A 19,111-nucleotide genomic window follows, 5' to 3' on the forward strand; every position below is an offset into this window, starting at 1 on the left:
GCCGCAAGTTCCTGCTGATGCTCGGCAGCGGTGGTATCTGCGTGGCCCTGCTGGCCGCGGCCACGCTGTTCTTCCAGGCCGAGCGCGGTCGCGCTGATGTGCAGCCGCAGTTGCAGGCGGCGGTCAACGGCGATGGCCTGCAACTGGTTCTGGATGACGCGCAGTGGCAGCGCCTGAGCAATGGCATCGACAGCCAGGGCCGACCGATGCAGCTGACCGTGTCGTACGCCTATGGTGACTTCACCAATGTGCGCGCCCTGCGCAGCGACAACCTGACTGATCGCGAGCTGCGCATCGAGCGCGCCGGCACCGTGCAGGCCGACAGCGTGATCGGTGCCTTCTTCCGCAAACTGCATCTGAACCCGTTCGCCGACCCCGCCAGTGCCGCGCAGGCACCGCTGCGCATCGAACAGGCCCGCATCGGCCCGGTGCCGCCACCGGCACACGGCTGGGCCGTGGCCGCCTGCATCCTGGTGTTCGTCGCGTTCTTCGCCGTCGGGCCGGGCGTCTGCGTCTGGCTGGCGCTGTCGGAGCTGATGCCCAACCGCATCCGCTCCAACGGCATGAGCATCGCGCTGCTGATCAACCAGTTCGTATCGACGGTGATCGCGGCGATGTTCCTGCCGATGGTGGGACACCACGGCTACGCCAGCATGTTCTTCTTCTGGGCCGGCTGCACGGTGGTGTACTTCCTGGTCGCCGCTTTCTTCATGCCCGAGACGAAGGGCAAGTCGCTGGAGCAGATCGAGGCCTACTTCCGGCGCTGAGGCGCCGCCGTGACTACACCGCGTCCAGCTTAAGCGCGATGCCGAGCCCGGCCATGTCGTCGGGCTCGCCCTCCAGGTCCGCGCGCACCAGCGGCCGCGCGTCGAGCCAGCGGCGCGATACGGTGAGGACGAGCGTGTTGGCCTCCGCGCGCGCGTCCAGCTGCGGAATCGGGTCGGCCTCGTGCGCGCGGTGCAGCAGGACGGCCAGGCGCAGCAGGGCGGCCAGCCGGCGAGCGGAAGCGAGCAGGCGATCGGGCAGGGCATCGAACGCGGATTTGGGAATGCCGCGGCGGTGCGTGCGGACCAGCGCGGCAAGGAAACGCTGCTGCTGCTGCGAGAAGCCCGCGATATCCGAATGCTCGACCACGTACGCGCCGTGCACGTGGTATTGGCTGTGCGCGATCGCCAGGCCCAGCTCGTGCAGGCGGGCAGCACGCTGCAGCATCAGGCGGTCGTCGTCGTCCAGTTGCCAGGCCAGCGCGACCTGTTCGAACAGGCGCAATGCCGTGGCGACCACGCGCCGGGCCTGGCCATCGTCGATGCCGTAACGCTGCATCAAGGCGGCGACCGACGCATCGCGTGGATCGTCCACGCCGCCGCGGCCCAGCATGTCGTACAGCACGCCTTCGCGCATCGCGGCCTTGCTGACGGCCATGCGCTTGAGGCCCAGCGCATCGAACGCCGCTTCCAGGATCAACACGCCGCCGGCGATCACCGGACGCCGTTCCGCGGAAAGCCCGGGCAGTTCGATGGCGTCGATGCGGTCGGCCTGCAGCAGCCTGTCGCGCAGGACGGGCAGGGCTTCGGCGGTCACCGCGCCCTTGGTCAGCTTCATCGCCGCGCAGATCTCGCCGATGGCCTTGTTGGTGCCCGATGCACCCAGCGCCTCGTCCCAGCCGAGCGCACGGTAGGTGCCGGCGAACTGCTGGAATTCCGCGGTGACTTCGGTGAGTGCCTCGCGCCACTTCTTGCGCGACAGCTTGCCGTTCTCGAAGAAACGGCGCGTGGTGGCGATGCAGCCGACCTGCAGGCTCTCGCGTTCGATCGCCTCGAAACCCGAACCGATGATGCACTCGGTGGAACCACCGCCGATGTCGATCACCAGGCGCAGCTCCCCCGGGCGCGCGGGCTGCGCATGGGCGACGCCAAGGTAGATCAGGCGCGCCTCCTCGCGGCCGGCGACGACTTCGATGGCATGGCCCAGCGCGGCTTCGGCCGGGACCAGGAACGCCTGCGGCTGCGCCAGGCGGCGCACGGTGTTGGTGGCGATGGCGCGCACGCGCTGCGGCGGGACGTCGCGGATGCGCTGACCGAACCGCGCCAGGCAGTCGAGCGCGCGCTGGCGCACTTCCGGCGTTAGGCCGCCCTTGCGGTCCAGGCCTTCGGCCATGCGCACGGTTTCGCGCAGGCGGTCGACGATGCGCAGCTGGCCGAGCACGTAGCGCGCGACGACCATGTGGAAGCTGTTGGATCCCAGATCCACGGCGGCCAGCAGATCGCCGTCGGCAAGCGGCAGTTTGCTGGTGGGGAAGGCGTCGCTCATGCGTACATGATCCCCGTTAAGGTGCAACGCCGTCCATCCGTAGGCGCACGTTCGATGATCCGGTCGCTGCCGGCCGGACCATCACCCGCAGATCTTGTCCAGCAGGCAGGCCTGTGCCGAATGTGGCGCGTCGTCGCCCACGGGCTGGACGCGCGCGTATTCGCCGTCGGATTGCAGCTCCCACGCGCTGAGGTTGTCGGCCAGGTAGTTGGCCAGCGCCTCGTCGTAGACGCGCCGCGCCAGCTCGGGCGAGAGGATCGGGAAGCCTGTCTCGATCCGCCGCAGCAGGTTGCGTTCCAGCCAGTCGGCGCTGGAGCAGAACAGGTCCGGCGCGCCGTCGTTGGCGAACCAGTACACGCGGTGGTGTTCGAGGAAGCGCCCGACGATCGAACGGACGCGGATGTTCTCGGAGATGCCCGGCACGCCCGGGCGAAGCGTGCAGGCGCCGCGCACGATCAGGTCGATCTGCACGCCTGCCTGCGACGCCTGGTAAAGCGCGCGCACGACCTGCGGCTCGTTCAGTGCGTTCATCTTGGCGATGATGCGCGCTGGCTTGCCGGCCTTCGCATGGCGGGTCTCGCGATCGATGCGCTTGAGCACGCCCGCATGCAGCGTGAAGGGCGACTGCAGCAGCCGCTTGAGCTTGATCGACGGCGCCAGGCCCGAGAGCTGCTGGAAGATCAGGTGCACGTCGTTGCCGATGTCCGGATCGGCCGTGAACAGGCCGAAGTCCGTGTACACGCGCGCCGTGCCGCTGTGGTAGTTGCCGGTGCCCAGGTGCACGTAGCGGCGCAGCTTGCGGCCTTCGCGGCGCACGATGAGCATCATCTTGGCGTGCGTCTTGTAGCCCACCACGCCGTACACCACCTGCACGCCGGCGTCCTGCAGGCGGTCGGCCAGGCCCAGATTGGCCTCTTCGTCGAAGCGCGCGCGCAGTTCGACCACCACGGTCACGTCCTTGCCGTTGCGCGCGGCCTGCACCAGGCTGTCGACAATCGGCGACTCCTTGCCCGTGCGGTACAGCGTCTGCTTGATGGCCAGTACGTTGGGATCTTCGGCCGCCTGCTTGAGCAACTCGAGCACTGGCGTGAACGAGTCGAAGGGATGGTGCAGCAGCACGTCGCCCTCGGCCATCTTGTCGAACATGGCCTCCACGCCCTGCAGCAGGCGCGGCTGGAACGGCGGGAACTTCAGCTCCGGGCGCTGCACCAGGTCGTAGACCTGGATGACGCGGTTGAGGTTGACCGGCCCGTTGATGCGGTAGACCGCATTCTCGGTCAGGTCGAAGTTCTCCAGCAGCGTGCGGACGATCTCGTCCGGGCACTGCTCGGCGATCTCCAGGCGCACCGCGCGCAGGTAACCGCGGCCGACGAGTTCGTCGCGCAGCGCCAGCGCGAGGTTCTCGACTTCATCCTCGTCCAGGATGAGTTCGGAATTGCGCGTCACGCGGAACTGGTACGCGCCCTTGACCTGCATGCCCGGGAACAGTTCGTCGACGAACGCCGACAGCACGGCCGACAGGAACACGAAGTCGTGCGTGCCGCCGGACACCTCTTCCGGAATCTGGATGATGCGCGGCAGCGAGCGCGGCGCGCGCACGATGGCGAGATGGCCTTCGCGGCCGAACGCGTCCTTGCCCTTCAGCACCACGACGATGTTGAGCGACTTGTTGAGGATCTTCGGGAACGGATGCGCCGGATCCAGGCCCAGCGGCGACAGCACCGGCATGATCTCGTCGCGGAAGTACTCGCGCAGCCACTGCGTCTGTTGCTCGCTCCAGCCGTCGCGATGCATCACGCGCACGCCGGCCTCGGCCAGCGCCGGGCGGAGCACGTGGTTCCAGCATTCGTACTGGGCTGCCACCAGCTTGGCGGCGCGCTCGTGGATGCGCGCAAGCACCGTGGCCGGCGACAGCCCGTCCGGGCCGGTCACCAGGCCCAGGTCCTGCGCGTGGCGCAGCGTGCCGGCGCGGATCTCGAAGAACTCGTCCAGGTTGGTGCACGAGATGCACAGGTAGCGCAGCCGCTCCAGCAGCGGCATCTGCGGATCCTGCGCCTGCGCGAGCACGCGGAAGTTGAAGTCCAGCTGCGACAGCTCGCGGTTGAACGACAGGCTGTTGTCGCGCAGCGGATCGCTGTCGGCGACGGAATCGAGGGCGGCGGCATTCATGGCAGAGCCTCCATGGCGAGATCCTCGCGCGGACGCACGCGGTCGGCGCCGAAATGGCAGGAGAACGTGCTGCCGCGACCGACCTCGCTGGTGATGTCCAGCCGGGCCTGGTGCAGGTTGAGCACGTGCTTGACGATGGACAGTCCCAGACCGGTGCCGCCGCTTTCGCGCGAGCGGCTGGTCGAGACGCGGTAGAAACGTTCGGTGATGCGGGGCAGGTGCGCGGCGGGGATGCCATAGCCGCTGTCGATGACCTCCAGCACGGCTCCCTTGCCCTCGGGGCGGAAGCGCACGCGGATGGTGCCGCCGGCCGGCGTGTAGCGCACGGCGTTGCTGACCAGGTTGGAGAACGCGCTGTGCAGTTCCTTGTTGGAACCCCACAGGTCCACGCCCGCACTGTCCTCCACGACCACCTCGTGCCGGCCCTGGCTGAGTGCGCTCGCTTCGCGGCGCAATGTCGCCAGCATCGGCGCCATCGCGACGGTTTCCTCGGCGGGCAGGCTGTCCTGCGATTCCAGGCGCGACAGCATCAGCAGGTCTTCGACCAACTGGGTCATGCGCTGCGACTGCCGCTGCATCTCGGCGAGCATCGGTGCCCAGTCCGGATGTTCGTCCGGATCGAGCATGTCGAGATAGCCGTGCACCACGGTCAGCGGCGTGCGCAGCTCGTGCGAGACGTTGGCGACGAAGTCGCGGCGCATCTGCTCCAGCTGCAGCAGGCGGCTCACGTCGCGCGCCACCAGCATCCACAGGTCGTCGGAATAGGGGATCAGGCGCAGGCTGAGTGTCACCGCCGGATTCCACGGCGAGGCGATTTCCAGCGTCTCGGCGTTGCGGCCGGAAGCCAGCCAGTGCGAGAGCTGCAGCGGCTGCAGGCGGTCGGCCAGCGGCGCGCCGAGGTCGCGTGGGTAGCGCAGCTGCAGCAGGCTGTTGGCCGAGTGGTTGAACCACTGGATGCGCTGGGTGTTGCGTTCCACCACGACGATCGCGTCGGGCATCGCGGCCGCGGCGGCGCGATAGGCGCGCAGCATCTCGATCAGGCGCTTCTTGCGCGCGCGCATTTCCGACTGGCTGCGGTAGAGCAGGCGGTCGAGTTCGTTCCAGATGCCTTCGCCCAGTGGCGGGCTGAGGCGCTGCCGCGCGGTCAGCCGCAGCAGCACGTTGCGCAACCGCCAGTAATGCCAGGCCACCACGCCCAGCGCGGCCAGCGTGATCACCGGCCACGGATAGCCCAGCAGGACACCCACGGCCGCCGCACCCGCCAGGATCAATGCGAGCTGTCCGAGCGTGCGGAGCCAGGCGGAGCGGGCGCGGGGTGGCATAGGTCAGGAAAGAGTGATGAGAAGTGGGAAACGAGTAAAGCCGTCGATCGTTAACCCATTTCTCACTTCTCTCCACTCTCCACTGCGTTCATGCCTCCACCGAGGCCGAGAAGCGATAGCCCGCGCCGCGCACGGTCTGGACCATGCCGTCGAGCTGATGCGGTTCGAGCGTCTTGCGCAGGCGGCGGATATGCACGTCGACCGTGCGTTCCTCCACGTACACGCTGCCGCCCCAGACGTGGTCCAGCAGCTGGGTGCGCGTGTACACGCGCTCGGGGTGGGTCATGAAGAAATGCAGCAGGCGGTATTCGGTGGGACCGATCTGCACGGCCTGGTCGCCGTCGCCGGCGTGCGCGAACACACGGTGCGCGGCACCGTCGATGCGCAGCGGGCCGACCGCCACGCTGCCGTCCTCGTCGTCCTCGCGCGACCGGCGCAGCACCGCACGGATGCGTGCCAGCAGTTCGCGTGCCGAGAACGGCTTGACCACGTAATCGTCCACGCCGGCCTCGAGGCCGCCCACGCGGTCGTTCTCCTCGCCGCGGGCGGTGAGCATGATGATCGGGACCTCGCGCGTCAGCTGGTCCTTGCGCCAGCGCCGCGCCAGCTCCAGGCCGCTGGTGCCGGGCAGCATCCAGTCCAGCAGGATCAGGTCGGGCACGCGGTCGGCGATGGCGGCCTGCGCCTCGCGGGCGTCGCCGGCATGGATGGGTTCGTACTCGCCCTTGCGCAGGGCGAAGGACACCATGTCGCGGATGGCGGGTTCGTCTTCGACTATCAGGATGCGCTTCTGCACGCGGTCACCGGGGGGAGGCTGGAGGGGCCTTGGAAGCCGCGTCAGTACACTACCGTTTTATGACCACTGCATGACACCGTCATCGGACGGTCGTCATTGACGACGCAGATCCTCGTCGCGGATGCCCTGGCGTTTCAACTCCAGCACGGTCGGCGTGATGGCGGCGATGCGTGCCTCGATGCGTGCGCGGGCGTAGTAGTCCAGGTCGGGCCGTCGCTTGAGCGTGTTGAGCTGCACCAGCGCCTGCTCCGGCCGGCCGTTCAGATAGGCCGCCTCGGCGTAGGCTTCGCCCGCGCGCACCGGGTCGCCGGCGATCTCGCAGGCCCGTGCGAACACGCGCTGGAACACGGCGTCCTGGCCGGCCCCGCCCATCAGCGGCCGCAGGATCGCCTGCGCACGCTTGCCGGCTTCGATGGTGTTCCGCTCCGCCAGCACGTCCGCGTAGGTCAGGATCACCGCGCGGTTGTGCGGCGTCTGCCGCAGCAGCGATTCGAACCGCGCGTCGGCCGATGCGGCCTTGCCACTGCGGGACTCGGCCTCGGCCAGGGCCAGCGTGAGCCACTGGTCGCCGGGATGGCGCTGCAGCAGTTTCTCGAACTCCGCCGCGGCGGCGGCCGGCTGGTTCGCCCGCATGCGCGCGAATGCCAGGCCATAGCGCTGTGCGTCGGTCTGCTTGCCGGCGTCGCCCATGCGCTCGTACTCGCGGATCGCGTCGCTCGCAGTGTTGGCGCTGAGCACGCGCAGGCGTTCGCGCGCGTAGTCGAAACGGCCGGTGCCCACGTCGGAGATGGCGGGCGCCAGGCTGGCCGCCAGGTTGGGCGGCAACAGCGGGTTGATCGTGCCGTCGCTGGGCAGCTGCGGGCGCGGGGCGGACTCCTTGGAACACTGGTCCGGACCTTCCGGGTCGCGCACGCAGACCTCGGAGGTGCCGTTCTCGCGGCGGATGCGCTCGGCACGGTCCTTCGCCTCGGTGATGCGGGTGATGGTGACCGGATGGGTCATCAGCCAGTCCGGCGACTCGCCCCAGTAGTTCGCGCCGTTGCTGCGCGAGCGCGCCTGCATGGTCGCGAAGAAATCCGCCATGGCCTCGGGGTCGTAACCGGTGCGGGCCAGCGTCTGGATGCCGAGGCGGTCGGCCTCGGATTCGTTGGAGCGGGTGTAGTTGATCTGGCGCTGCTGCATCAGGCCCATCGCGCCGGCCATCGCTGCCTGTGCGGCATCGTCCGAGGAGTTTCCGCCCGCGGCCTGCGCCGCGACGATCGCGCCGAGCATGGCCAGCAGGATCGGCAACTGGTCGCGCTGCGCGCGTTCGGCGCCGCGCAGCACATGTTGCTGGGTGACGTGCGCGATTTCGTGCGAAAGCACGCCGGCCACCTCGTCCTCGCGATCGGCGGCCAGGATCAGGCCGGAGTTGACGCCGATGTAGCCGCCCAGCGTCGCGAAGGCGTTGATCTGCCGCTCGCGGAGCATGAAGAAGGTAAAGGGTTGCCGCGGCCGGTCGCTGTGCGCGGCCAGGCGCGTGCCCAGCGTATCGAGCCAGCTGTCGATGAGCGGGTCTTCGAGCAGGTAGTCGTAGTGGCGCAGCTGAGCCAGCATCATCGCGCCGTATTCCTCCTGCTGCCGCGGCGACAGCAACTCGCCCGCCGAGGAGCCGATGTCGGGCAGGTTCGACTCCTGCGCCGGCGAACAGACGCTGGCGACGGCGAGGGTCAGTGCGGCGGTGAGCAGGGCGATTCGACGCAAGTGAGCCGTTCCTCAGGGGCAGGAGCATTCCGGGCGCGAACGGAGCATGCGGGCCGGGTCGACACCCGGGATGAATCGCCAGTTAATCCCCCCGTGCGCACATCCGCGGTCATTCACCGTTCCGTGCGCGGGGTGGAAATGGCCCCGGACCGGTCCCATATTCGACCACAGCCGCATCGCCGAGTTCATGCAGGAGGTCCCTTGAGCAATACCGCTTCCGTGTCCGATACCAGCACCGCAGGTTCCGGCACGCCCGAGATCGTCATCTATACCACCGCGATCTGCCCGTATTGCGTCGCGGCCAAGAATTTCCTCAAGAGCAAGGGCCGCAGCTGGACTGAGATCCGCATCGACCTGGACCCTGCGCAGCGCGAGACGATGATCGCGCGCGCCAGGCGCACCAGCGTCCCGCAGATCTTCATCGGCGGCACGCACGTGGGCGGCTACGACGACATGATCGCGCTGCATCGCGCTGGCGGGCTGGAGCCGCTGCTCGCGGGCTGACGCAACCGCGGCGGGTCCCGCCGCCATCCGCCGGTACGCCGCAAGGTTGCCGCTGCCGGCAGCCACGTCGCGATGGCACGCCCCCTCAAGCGGGCCGCATCATAGGCGCCGCACTCCCATCCGGACCTTCCATGAGCAACGAAACTAACGACCGCGTCGCCGAGTTCACCGCGTTCCGCAAGCGCATGAACGAGCGCATCCTGGCCGAGCCGAACCAGGTCGTGCGCCGCTTCTTCGCGCTGGACACGCAGACCTACCAGGCCGGCGCGCTCGACGTGAAGACCAAGGAGCTGCTGGGCCTGGTCGCCTCGCTGGTGCTGCGCTGCGACGACTGCATCAGCTACCACGTCGCCCAGTGCAAGGAGGCCGGCGTGAACCGTGACGAGATGTTCGAGGCGTTCTCGGTGGGCCTGGTGGTCGGGGGCTCCATCGTGATCCCTCACCTGCGGCGCGCGGTGGACTTCCTGGACCGCCTGGAGCAGGGCGAGGCTGCCGCGCCGGCCGGCCACGACCACGGCTGATCCCACGTCGTCTTCACGCTCCCGGTAACCGCCGGGAGCGCTTCCAGGCGCGTTCCAGCAGGCTTCCGACCAAGTGCGTGCCTGCCGATCCTGCAGGGGCCGGGCGGTTCCGGCATAATTCTCCGGCTCACCATCCGGCGCCGTACTTGCGTATCGCGCGCCCATAAGTCGGAAGAAATCCCCTATGACGCAGACGATTACGGTCATCCGTGGCGATGGCATTGGCCCGGAGATCATGGACGCCACCTTGCAGGTGCTGGACTCGATGAACCTCGGGTTGCAGTACGAATTCGCCGATGCCGGCCTGGTCGCGCTCGAGAAGCACGGCGAGCTGCTGCCGCAGGCCACGCTCGACTCGATCCGCAAGAACCGCATCGCGCTCAAGAGCCCGCTGACCACGCCGGTCGGCGAGGGCTTCAGCTCGATCAACGTCGAGCTGCGCAAGCGCTTCGACCTGTACGCCAACGTGCGTCCGGCCAAGTCGTTCCCGAACACCAAGTCGCGCTTCCCGACCGGCGTCGACCTGATCACTGTTCGCGAGAACACCGAGGGCGCCTATATCGGCGAAGGCCAGTCGCTGTCGGAAGATGGCGAAACCGCTCTGCTGACGCAGAAGGTGACCCGCCGCGGCTCCGAGCGCATCGTGCGCTACGCCTTCGAACTGGCGCGCCGCACCGGCCGCAAGAAGGTCACGGTCGTGCACAAGGCCAACATCCTCAAGTCAACGTCCGGCCTGTTCCTCAAGACCGCGCGCGCGGTCGCGGCCGAGTACCCGGACATCGAGTGCAACGAGATGATCGTGGACAACACCTGCATGCAGCTGGTGATGCGTCCGGAGCAGTTCGACATCATCGTCACGACCAACCTGTTCGGCGACATCATCTCCGACCTGTGCGCCGGCCTGGTCGGGGGCCTCGGCCTCGCGCCGGGCGCCAACATCGGTACCGACGCGGCGATCTTCGAGGCCGTGCACGGCTCCGCGCCGGACATCGCCGGCAAGGGCATCGCCAACCCGTGCGCGCTGTTGCTGGGCGCCGCGCAGATGCTCGACCACCTGGGCCAGCCTGAGAAGGCCACCGCGCTGCGCGAAGCCATTGTCGCAACGCTGGAAGCAAAGGATTCGCTGACCCCGGACCTGGGCGGCACCGGCAACACGATGTCGTTCGCACGCGCCATCGCCAGCCGCATCTGACGCGGCGGGCCAGGGCTGTTCGTGACGGGGCGCTTCGGCGCCCCGTCTGCTTTTCCGGGGTCGCAACGCCATCGGGGACTGCGCGCGCGCATGCTCGGCCTGTGTTCCGTCCGTGGGGTCGACAGCGCCCCGGCCGGACGTCAGAATTCGCCCGCTTCTAATTCATTCGGATAAAGAGATGAATCAACCCGTCCGGCCAAGCGCCTTGGCGCTGACGCCGCTGCTGGTGTTCCTGGCGCTGTTCTTCGGCGCCGGCCTGTACTTCACCAGCCACGGTGAGGCGATGGGCTTCTACCAGCTGCGGGCGCCGGTGGCGATCCTGCCGGCGCTGGCGCTGGCGGCGTTCATCGCCTGGCGCCGGGAGATCAAGCCGCTGGAGACGCTGCTGTCGGGCATGGGCGACCACAACGTGGTGCTGATGTGCCTGATCTTCCTGCTGGCGGGCGGCTTCGTCGAGGTGTCCAAGGCGATCGGCGCGGTCGACGCGATCGTCGCGCTGGGCATCGGACACGTGCATCCGGCACTGCTGCTCCCGGGCCTGTTCGTGGTCGCCGGCTTCATCTCGCTATCGCTGGGCACCTCGATGGGAACGATCGCCGCGGTCGCTCCCATCGCGCTGGGCGTGTCCGACGCATCGGGACTGGACCGGGCGCTGGTCCTGGGTGCGGTGATCGGCGGCGCCACCTTCGGCGACAACCTGTCGGTCATCTCCGACACCGCCATCGTCGCCAGCCGCACGCAGGGATGCACCATGCGCGAGAAGTTCCGCGAAAACTTCAAGCTGGCCCTGCCGGCCGCACTGGTGACCGTGGTCGTGCTGGGCTTCATCGGCGAGACCGCGCCGGTGCAGAACCTCGATCCGGTTTCGCCCTGGCTGATCATTCCGTACGTGATCGTGCTGGGCCTTGCGATGGTTGGTGTCGACGTGATCATCGTGCTGAGCATCGGGCTGGTCATCGCGGGTCTGTTCGGCGCGTTCTTCGCCGACGATTTCGGCGTCGCCGCATATGCCACGCACATCTGGGAAGGCTTCGAGAGCATGGTGGAAATCACCCTGCTGTCGCTGCTGGTCGGCGGACTGGGTGCGCTGATGAAGGCCACCGGCGGGCTGGCCTGGCTGGCTGGCGTGATCAGTCGCTTCGCGCGTGGGCATCGTAGCCGCCGTGCCGGCGAGATCAGCATCGCGACGTTGTCGGCCACCACCGACGTGTTCACCGCCAACAACACCGTCGCCATCCTGATCAGCGGTGGCCTCGCACGCGACATCGCGCAGCAGCACGGCGTGCCGCCGGCGCGCGCGGCCAGCGTGCTCGACATCTTCGCCTGCGTCACCCAGGGCGTGCTCCCGTACGGCGCGCAGATCCTGCTGGCAGCCTCGCTCGGCGCGGTGTCGCCGCTGGCGCTGGCCGGCAACGTCCACTACAGCTGGTTGCTCGGCGTCATCACGATCGTCGCGATGCTGTGGCCTGCACGGAAGACCATGGCGGCACGCGCGGACGCAGCCTCCTGAAAACGCGAAGGGCGCGGATCGCTCCGCGCCCTTCGTTGCATCGTTTGCGCGCAGGTCAGTCGCGCGACTGCAGCTTCGCCAGCAGGCGCAGGAATTCGACGTACAGCCACACCAGCGTGACCATCAGGCCGAAGGCGCCGTACCACTCCATGTACTTCGGTGCGTTCTGTTCGACGCCGGTTTCGATGAAATCGAAATCCAGCACCAGGTTCAGCGCCGCGATCACCACCACGAACAGGCTGAAGCCGATGCCGATCAGGCCGGACTCGTGGATGTATGGCACGCGGATGTCGAAGAACCCCAGGACGATCGTCACCAGGTAGAGCAGGGCGATGCCGCCAGTCGCGGCGGCCACGCCGAGCTTGAAGTTCTCGGTCGCCCTGACCAGGCCGGAACGGTAGGCGAACAGCAGCGCGAACATCGTGCCGAAGGTCAGCATCACGGCCTGCAGGACGATGCCTTCGTACAGGTGGTTGTACATCGCCGAGATCGCGCCCAGGAAGAAGCCTTCCACCAGCGCGTAGAGCGGTGCGGTGACCGGCGACCATTCCTTCTTGAAGACGGTGACCAGCGCCAGCACCAGGCCGCCCAGCGCGCCGCCCCAGACGTACGGGCCGGCGCCCACGGCGCCCGCCGGAGTGAACTCGATCTGGTTCCAGGCGAACGTCGCGGTGATGACGCTCAGCAGCAACAGCAGTCCGGTCTTGTTGACCGTGCCGGTGAGCGTCATCGCGTCGCCGTCGCGGCGCACGACGGTGCCGCTGGCCAGGTCGAGAAAAGTGGATTCCTTCAGTGCCGGATTGCCGCTGCGCATGCGTTCTCCCCGTGTCCATGCGTGGTTTGTGAACACAGGGAGGATACAAGGCCGCGGTCGCACATGCGTCGTTGACAGCCGGGGTGGCTGCGACCAAAATACCCGGCCTTTCGCGGCGTTGGCGCGCAACGGAAGTCCCGGACTCGGGGTATAGCTCAGCCTGGTAGAGCGCCAGCTTTGGGAGCTGGATGTCGTGGGTTCGAATCCCTCTGCCCCGACCATCCAGACGAGTGCTCGACCGACGGTAGCGGCGACGGTGTCAGTTAAGATGTAAGGCTGGCGCCCGTAGCTCAACCGGATAGAGCACCGGCCTTCTAAGCCGGTGGTTGTGGGTTCGAGTCCCGCCGGGCGCGCCAGAAACACCACGAAAACAAGCTTTATGGTGGCTGTAGCTCAGTTGGTTAGAGTACTGGATTGTGATTCCAGTTGTCGGGGGTTCGAGTCCCCTCAGCCACCCCAGATTGTTGGCGAGATCGATTTTTGTTGTTATGATTTCGCCCCTAAGTTGTTCCGGGCCGTTAGCTCAGTTGGTAGAGCAGTTGACTCTTAATCAATAGGTCCAAGGTTCGAATCCTTGACGGCCCACCAATCCGGAAAGCACCTGGTCCCCCAGGTGCTTTTTTCTTTTCCGCACCCGCGGCCTAGAATGCGCCCGCGCGGGAGCGCCAGGTCCCGGCCCGGCCCAGCAAAAGCGAAAGTGGCGGAATTGGTAGACGCCCTGGATTTAGGTTCCAGTGCCGCAAGGCGTGCGGGTTCGAGTCCCGCCTTTCGCACCAGCCTCCGTCAATAAATGGCGGCTGGCGACATCGGGCGGGCGCTCGCGAGTAACGCGTCTGGCGGCCGGGACAGGGGCTTCCGACAAGGATTTCCCTGGTCGCCGCAGGACCTCCGCCGCGCTGGCGGAGCGCCCCGTAATCGGCCAAACTACTGCGTTCCGCTGGCCGGCGAGTGTGCTCGTCGCCCGTTTGCGGTCGGACAGGATCATCAACATCGTGCCGTGGCCGGGGTGCCGCGGCGGCAGGAGTGGATATGCAAGTTTCGGTCGAATCGCTCGGCAACCTCGAACGCCGCATGACTTTCAGCCTCCCGGCGGATCGTCTGGAGGCCCAGGTCGGCGGCCGCCTGCGCGAGATCTCGCGGGGCGCCAAGATCAAGGGATTCCGTCCCGGCAAGGTGCCGGCCAAGGTGATCGAGCAGCGCTTCGGCGCGCAGGTCCGGGCCGAAGTGCTGGACGGCCTGCTACGCGAAGGCTTCAGCAACGCCATCCGCCAGGAGTCGTTGCAGGTGGCCGGCAACCCGCAGATCGTGCCCGCCGCCGAAAGCGAACTGTCCTACGTCGCCACGTTCGAAGTCGTTCCGGATTTCGGCGACATCGACGTCGCCAAGCTCAACGTGGTGCGGCATGTCTCGGAAGTGACCGAGGCCGACATCGACGCGATGATCGAGAACCTGCGCCTGCAGCGCCGCGCCTGGGCTGCCGTGGAGCGCGAAGCCGCCATCGGCGACGCCGTGGAGGTGGAGACGTTCTCCGAAGTCGGCGGCGAGCGCCTCCCGGCGGAGGGCGTCGAACGCGGCGCCACCGTGATTGGCTCGGCGGCCATGTTCCCGGCCATCGAGTCGGCGCTGGTCGGCATGAAGGCCGGCGAGGAAAAGGTTGTGGCAGTCGATTTCCCGGCCGACTGGCGCGTGCCGCAGTTCGCCGGCAAGACGGTGCAGGTGCACCTGAAGGCCACCAAGGTGTCCGAGCCGGTGCTGCCGGAAGTGGACGCGGGGTTCATCAAGAGCTTCGGTGTGCGCAGCGGCCAGATGGACCAGTTCCGCGCCGACATCCGCTCCAACCTGGAACGCGAACTGAAGGGCGCCCTGATGACGCGCCTGCGTCGTGAAGTCGGCGAGCAGCTGATCGCTGTCTACTCGCACGTCGAAATGCCGCCGAAGCTGGTCGAGGCCGAAGCCCGCAACATGGCCGCGCAGACCATCGACGCCGCGCGCCGCCAAGGCCGTGCCGTCGGCGAGATCCCCGCCGATGCGCACATGGGCTTCATGGATGCGGCGCGCAAGCGCGTGCTGGTCGGCCTGCTCGTGGGCGAGATCGCCCGCCGCAACGAGCTGCGCTTGGATCCCAAGCGCCTGAACGAAACCATGAACCTGATCGCCTCGACCTACGAGGAGCCGCAGCAGGTCATCGAGCTGTACCGCAACGACGCGCAGCTGATGTCCGGCCTGCAGGCCCGCGTGATGGAAGAACAGGTGATTGACTGGATCGCCGAGCGTGCCCAGCACATCGAGCAGCCGCTCTCGTTCAACGAGGCGATCCGCCAGTAAGTCCGCTGCGGGGCCGCGCAATTCGCGGCCCCGTTCGCCCGAAAGGACGCGCCCCTTGCGCTCCGGTGCGGTTGGCCCCAAGTTGACCGGACCTCGCTTCCTGTAAGCGCCTCTGATATCCAGCCCGAAGGGCCGTCGAACATGGACAACCTGACCAAAGCCTTGAATCTCGTGCCGATGGTGGTCGAGCAGACCAGCCGCGGCGAGCGCGCTTACGACATCTATTCGCGCCTGTTGAAGGAGCGCGTGATCTTCCTGGTGGGAGGCGTGGACGACCACGTCGCCAACGTGATCGTGGCGCAGATGCTGTTCCTCGAGGCCGAGAACCCCGAGAAGGACATCAGCCTGTACATCAACTCCCCGGGCGGCGTGGTTACCGCGGGCCTAGCGATCTACGACACCATGCAGTACATCAAGCCGGACGTGAGCACCATCTGCGTCGGCCAGGCCGCCTCGATGGGCGCGCTGCTGCTGGCGGCCGGCGCAAAGGGCAAGCGCTACGCGCTGCCGAACTCGCGCGTGATGATCCACCAGCCGCTGGGCGGCTTCCAGGGCCAGGCGACGGACATCGACATCCACGCCCGCGAGATCCTGACCCTGCGCCAGCGCCTGAACGAGATCCTCGCCAAGCACACCGGCCAGGCGCTGGAAACCATCGCCCGCGACACCGAGCGCGACAACTTCAAGAGCGCCGAGGCGGCCCGCGAGTACGGTCTGGTCGACCAGGTCCTCGAGCGGCGGCCGGAAGACTCGATCCAGGCGGGCTGACCTCATCGCCAGGTCATTGATTTCTCGAATTATCCGGCCTGTGATCCGGCCCGCGGGGCGGGCCGGATCGCTGTGTTATCCTCGGGCCGCAGCACCTGAACGCGTCGGGCCTCGACAAGCTTTCGGCCAGCGAGTTCAAGACACGAGCACCATTTGGGCACAAGCATGAGCGACGACCGACAGGGCCGCAGCACCGGCGACAGCAACAAGATCCTCTACTGCTCGTTCTGCGGGAAAAGCCAGCACGAGGTCCGCAAGCTCATCGCGGGCCCGAGTGTGTTCATCTGCGACGAATGCGTCGAGCTGTGCAACGACATCATCCGCGAGGAGCTCGAGGAGAAGGCACAGTCGGCCCGTAGCCACCTGCCCAAGCCGCGCGAGATCCTCGACGTGCTCGATCAGTACGTGATCGGGCAGCAGCGCGCCAAGCGCACGCTCGCGGTCGCCGTGTACAACCACTACAAGCGCATCGAGAGCCGGCAGAAGAACGACGACGTCGAACTGGCCAAGTCGAACATCCTGCTGGTCGGCCCGACCGGCTCGGGCAAGACGCTGCTGGCCGAGACGCTGGCGCGCCTGCTCAACGTGCCGTTCACCATTGCCGATGCCACCACGCTCACCGAAGCCGGCTACGTCGGCGAGGACGTGGAGAACATCATCCAGAAGCTGCTGCAGAAGTGCGACTACGACGTCGAAAAGGCGCAGCAGGGCATCGTGTACATCGACGAGATCGACAAGATCTCGCGCAAGAGCGACAACCCGTCGATCACGCGCGACGTGTCGGGCGAGGGCGTCCAGCAGGCATTGCTGAAGCTGATCGAAGGTACCGTCGCGTCCGTGCCGCCTCAGGGTGGACGCAAGCACCCGCAGCAGGAATTCCTGCAGGTCGACACGCGCAACATCCTGTTCGTGGTGGGTGGTGCGTTCGCCGGCCTGGACAAGATCATCCAGCAGCGCAGCACGGAGGCCGGCGGCATCGGCTTCGGCGCGAAGGTCAAGAGCAGCGAGCGCAAGAACGACGTCGGCAAGCTGCTGGCGGACGTGGAGCCGGAGGACCTGATCAAGTTCGGCCTGATCCCCGAGTTCGTCGGCCGCCTGCCGGTGGTGGCGACGCTGGAGGAGCTTGACGAGCCCGCGCTGGTCAAGATCCTGACGGAGCCCAAGAACGCCATCACCAAGCAGTTCAAGAAGCTGTTCGAGATGGAAGGCGTGGAACTCGAGTTCCGTCCGGACGCGCTGTCCGCGATCGCCCGCAAGGCGCTCAAGCGCAAGACCGGCGCGCGCGGATTGCGCACGATCGTGGAGTCGGTGCTGCTGGACACCATGTACGAGCTGCCGTCGCTGGAGAACGTCAGCAAGGTGGTAGTCGACGAATCGGTGATCGATCACAAGACCGAGCCGTACCTGATCTACCAGTCCCCGCCGGCCGCCCCCAAGGTCGCCTCGGCCGACTGAGGCGTGACCGGCGTCGCGGCGTCGCAGGCCATCTGCGACCGACGTTTTTCCGGTCTAAACGCCTGATTCACAATGGATAAATGCCACCGGCCCGCAGCATAGGCTGCGGGCCGCTTGCATCCGTTCGCGGCGGACCCCATAACCGTCGCCATGGGCCCCGACGCCCATCCTTCCCAGGGCGCCCGCCGCCCTCATCGGTTTTCCGGAGTCCCCCCATGCCTCATTCCCACGGACACGAGACGCTGAACCTGCCAGTGCTGCCACTGCGCGATGTCGTGGTGTTTCCGCACATGGTGATCCCGCTGTTCGTCGGTCGGGACAAGTCGATCCACGCGCTCGATCTGGCGATGGAATCGGACAAGCGCATCCTGCTGGTCGCGCAGAAGTCGGCCGAGACCGACGACCCGCGCGCCGGCGATCTCTACAAGGTCGGCACCCTGGCGCAGGTGCTGCAGTTGCTCAAGCTGCCCGACGGCACGATCAAGGTGCTGGTCGAAGGCGTTTCGCGCGTGAACGTGCACGACGTCGTCGAGCAGGACGGCGCACTCCACGGGCAGGCCGAAGTGATCGAGCCGGACAGCGACCGCGAAGAGCGCGAGATCGAAGCGATCGCACGTTCGCTGATGGGCCTGTTCGAGCAGTACGTGAAGACCAATCGCAAGTTGCCGCCGGAACTGATGCAGACGCTCTCCGGCATCGACGAGCCGGGACGCCTGGCCGACACCATCGCGGCGCACCTGGGCGTGCGGATTGGCGACAAGCAGAAGCTGCTGGAGACGCACGGCGTCGGCGCGCGCCTGGAACTCCTGGTCGGCCTCGTCGATGGCGAGATCGATGTGCAGCAGCTGGAGAAGCGCATCCGCGGCCGCGTGAAGTCGCAGATGGAGAAGAGCCAGCGCGAGTACTACCTCAACGAACAGATGAAGGCGATCCAGAAGGAGCTCGGCGAGATCGATGACGCGCCCAACGACATCGACGAGCTGACCCGCAAGATCGCCGAAGCCGGCATGCCCAAGCCGGTGGAAGCCAAGGCCAAGGCCGAGCTCAACAAGCTCAAGCAGATGTCGCCGATGTCCGCCGAGGCGGCGGTCGTGCGCAACTACCTCGACTGGCTGCTGGGCGTGCCGTGGAAGAAGCGCACCAAGGTGCGCAAGGACCTCAAGGCCGCGCAGGAAGTACTCGACGCCGACCACTTCGGGCTCGAGAAGGTCAAGGAGCGCATCCTCGAATACCTCGCCGTGCAGTCGCGCGTGAAGCAGATGCGCGGGCCGATCCTGTGCCTGGTAGGACCGCCGGGCGTGGGCAAGACCTCGCTGGGCCAGTCGATCGCCAAGGCGACCAATCGCAAGTTCGTGCGCATGTCGCTGGGCGGCGTGCGCGACGAGGCCGAGATTCGCGGCCACCGCCGGACCTACATCGGGTCGATGCCGGGCAAGATCCTGCAGAGCCTGTCCAAGGTCGGCGTGCGCAATCCGCTCTTCCTGCTCGACGAGATCGACAAGATGGGCCAGGATTTCCGCGGCGATCCGTCGTCGGCGCTGCTCGAGGTGCTGGACCCGGAACAGAACCACACCTTCCAGGACCACTACATCGAGGTCGACTTCGACCTGTCCGACGTGATGTTCGTGGCGACGTCGAACTCGCTGAACATTCCGCCGCCGCTGCTCGACCGTATGGAAGTG

15 protein-coding genes and 5 tRNA genes are annotated in these 19,111 nt (G+C 67.1%); 14 read left to right on the forward strand and 6 right to left on the reverse strand.

The window, feature by feature from the left end; genetic code table 11:
• Positions 1 to 767: MFS transporter (locus VFE83_RS16770; protein WP_324908264.1), on the forward strand; the 767-nt coding region annotated here is incomplete at its 5' end.
• A gap of 13 nt (positions 768 to 780) precedes the next feature.
• Here VFE83_RS16770 and ppx read toward each other — a convergent pair.
• The 5 genes from ppx to VFE83_RS16795 form a co-directional block, all read right to left on the reverse strand.
• Positions 781 to 2,310 carry an exopolyphosphatase gene (ppx, locus tag VFE83_RS16775; RefSeq protein ID WP_324908266.1) on the reverse strand — a complete coding sequence of 510 codons (1,530 nt, stop codon included), beginning with the start codon at positions 2,308 to 2,310 and terminating at the stop codon, positions 781 to 783.
• Positions 2,311 to 2,391: 81 nt separating this feature from the next.
• Positions 2,392 to 4,479, reverse strand: a complete 2,088-nt coding sequence (gene ppk1 / locus VFE83_RS16780) for a polyphosphate kinase 1 (RefSeq protein ID WP_324908268.1) — start codon at positions 4,477 to 4,479, stop codon at positions 2,392 to 2,394.
• Positions 4,476 to 5,801, reverse strand: a complete 1,326-nt coding sequence (gene phoR, locus VFE83_RS16785; protein ID WP_324908270.1) for a phosphate regulon sensor histidine kinase PhoR — start codon at positions 5,799 to 5,801, stop codon at positions 4,476 to 4,478. The genes ppk1 and phoR overlap by 4 nt, the downstream gene beginning before the upstream one ends.
• 88 nt (positions 5,802 to 5,889) lie before the next feature.
• Positions 5,890 to 6,597 carry a phosphate regulon transcriptional regulator PhoB gene (gene phoB, locus VFE83_RS16790; protein WP_324908272.1) on the reverse strand — a complete coding sequence of 236 codons (708 nt, stop codon included), beginning with the start codon at positions 6,595 to 6,597 and terminating at the stop codon, positions 5,890 to 5,892.
• A gap of 93 nt (positions 6,598 to 6,690) precedes the next feature.
• Positions 6,691 to 8,340, reverse strand: a complete 1,650-nt coding sequence (locus VFE83_RS16795; RefSeq protein ID WP_324908274.1) for a M48 family metalloprotease — start codon at positions 8,338 to 8,340, stop codon at positions 6,691 to 6,693.
• Between the two features lie 201 nt (positions 8,341 to 8,541).
• On the opposite strand from VFE83_RS16795, the gene grxC reads away from it, so the two are divergent.
• The 4 genes from grxC to VFE83_RS16815 all read left to right on the forward strand — a co-directional run bounded on the left by grxC (position 8,542) and on the right by VFE83_RS16815 (position 12,067).
• Complete coding sequence (grxC, locus tag VFE83_RS16800) at positions 8,542 to 8,844, forward strand: glutaredoxin 3 (protein WP_414674775.1); 303 nt, start codon at positions 8,542 to 8,544, stop codon at positions 8,842 to 8,844.
• A 131-nt stretch (positions 8,845 to 8,975) separates the two neighbouring features.
• Entirely contained in the window at positions 8,976 to 9,365 is a 390-nt protein-coding gene (locus VFE83_RS16805; protein WP_324908276.1) for a carboxymuconolactone decarboxylase family protein, read from the forward strand.
• Between the two features lie 184 nt (positions 9,366 to 9,549).
• On the forward strand, positions 9,550 to 10,557 hold the full coding sequence (locus tag VFE83_RS16810; protein ID WP_324908278.1) for an isocitrate dehydrogenase: 1,008 nt from the start codon (positions 9,550 to 9,552) through the stop codon (positions 10,555 to 10,557).
• 178 nt (positions 10,558 to 10,735) lie between these two features.
• Complete coding sequence (locus VFE83_RS16815; RefSeq protein WP_324908280.1) at positions 10,736 to 12,067, forward strand: Na+/H+ antiporter NhaC family protein; 1,332 nt, start codon at positions 10,736 to 10,738, stop codon at positions 12,065 to 12,067.
• 55 nt (positions 12,068 to 12,122) lie between these two features.
• Here VFE83_RS16815 and VFE83_RS16820 read toward each other — a convergent pair whose 3' ends face one another.
• On the reverse strand, positions 12,123 to 12,881 hold the full coding sequence (locus tag VFE83_RS16820) for a Bax inhibitor-1/YccA family protein (RefSeq protein ID WP_324908282.1): 759 nt from the start codon (positions 12,879 to 12,881) through the stop codon (positions 12,123 to 12,125).
• Positions 12,882 to 13,025: 144 nt separating this feature from the next.
• On the opposite strand from VFE83_RS16820, the gene VFE83_RS16825 reads away from it, so the two are divergent.
• The 9 genes from VFE83_RS16825 to VFE83_RS16865 all read left to right on the forward strand — a co-directional run.
• Positions 13,026 to 13,102 (forward strand) — tRNA-Pro (locus VFE83_RS16825).
• Between the two features lie 58 nt (positions 13,103 to 13,160).
• Positions 13,161 to 13,237: transfer RNA gene (locus VFE83_RS16830), tRNA-Arg, on the forward strand.
• Between the two features lie 26 nt (positions 13,238 to 13,263).
• Positions 13,264 to 13,340: transfer RNA gene (locus VFE83_RS16835), tRNA-His, on the forward strand.
• Positions 13,341 to 13,393: 53 nt separating this feature from the next.
• A tRNA-Lys gene (locus VFE83_RS16840) sits at positions 13,394 to 13,469 on the forward strand.
• A gap of 103 nt (positions 13,470 to 13,572) precedes the next feature.
• Positions 13,573 to 13,657: transfer RNA gene (locus tag VFE83_RS16845), tRNA-Leu, on the forward strand.
• 253 nt (positions 13,658 to 13,910) lie between these two features.
• Positions 13,911 to 15,206, forward strand: coding sequence for a trigger factor (gene tig / locus VFE83_RS16850; RefSeq protein WP_324908284.1), 1,296 nt, complete (start codon positions 13,911 to 13,913; stop codon positions 15,204 to 15,206).
• Between the two features lie 141 nt (positions 15,207 to 15,347).
• A complete protein-coding gene (clpP, locus tag VFE83_RS16855; protein WP_115842923.1) occupies positions 15,348 to 15,974 on the forward strand; it encodes an ATP-dependent Clp endopeptidase proteolytic subunit ClpP in 627 nt (208 codons plus the stop codon).
• 165 nt (positions 15,975 to 16,139) lie between these two features.
• Positions 16,140 to 17,429 (forward strand): ATP-dependent Clp protease ATP-binding subunit ClpX, encoded by a 1,290-nt coding sequence (gene clpX, locus VFE83_RS16860; protein ID WP_324908287.1) that lies wholly within the window; start codon positions 16,140 to 16,142, stop codon positions 17,427 to 17,429.
• 215 nt (positions 17,430 to 17,644) lie between these two features.
• Positions 17,645 to 19,111, forward strand: a 1,467-nt coding sequence (locus tag VFE83_RS16865; protein ID WP_324908289.1) for an LON peptidase substrate-binding domain-containing protein, incomplete at its 3' end; no start/stop codon positions are given.

Source organism: Lysobacter sp. (assembly GCF_035655815.1).
Lineage (GTDB): Bacteria > Pseudomonadota > Gammaproteobacteria > Xanthomonadales > Xanthomonadaceae > Lysobacter_J.

What these genes read in the sequence shown, in the direction of transcription:
- ppx (WP_324908266.1), bottom strand. Translation starts at nt 2,310, where the DNA reads ATGAGCGACGCCTTCCCCACCAGCAAACTGCCGCTTGCCGACGGCGAT.
- ppk1 (WP_324908268.1), bottom strand. Translation starts at nt 4,479, where the DNA reads ATGAATGCCGCCGCCCTCGATTCCGTCGCCGACAGCGATCCGCTGCGC.
- phoR (WP_324908270.1), bottom strand. Translation starts at nt 5,801, where the DNA reads ATGCCACCCCGCGCCCGCTCCGCCTGGCTCCGCACGCTCGGACAGCTC.
- VFE83_RS16805 (WP_324908276.1), top strand. Translation starts at nt 8,976, where the DNA reads ATGAGCAACGAAACTAACGACCGCGTCGCCGAGTTCACCGCGTTCCGC.
- VFE83_RS16810 (WP_324908278.1), top strand. Translation starts at nt 9,550, where the DNA reads ATGACGCAGACGATTACGGTCATCCGTGGCGATGGCATTGGCCCGGAG.
- VFE83_RS16815 (WP_324908280.1), top strand. Translation starts at nt 10,736, where the DNA reads ATGAATCAACCCGTCCGGCCAAGCGCCTTGGCGCTGACGCCGCTGCTG.
- VFE83_RS16820 (WP_324908282.1), bottom strand. Translation starts at nt 12,881, where the DNA reads ATGCGCAGCGGCAATCCGGCACTGAAGGAATCCACTTTTCTCGACCTG.
- tig (WP_324908284.1), top strand. Translation starts at nt 13,911, where the DNA reads ATGCAAGTTTCGGTCGAATCGCTCGGCAACCTCGAACGCCGCATGACT.
- clpP (WP_115842923.1), top strand. Translation starts at nt 15,348, where the DNA reads ATGGACAACCTGACCAAAGCCTTGAATCTCGTGCCGATGGTGGTCGAG.
- clpX (WP_324908287.1), top strand. Translation starts at nt 16,140, where the DNA reads ATGAGCGACGACCGACAGGGCCGCAGCACCGGCGACAGCAACAAGATC.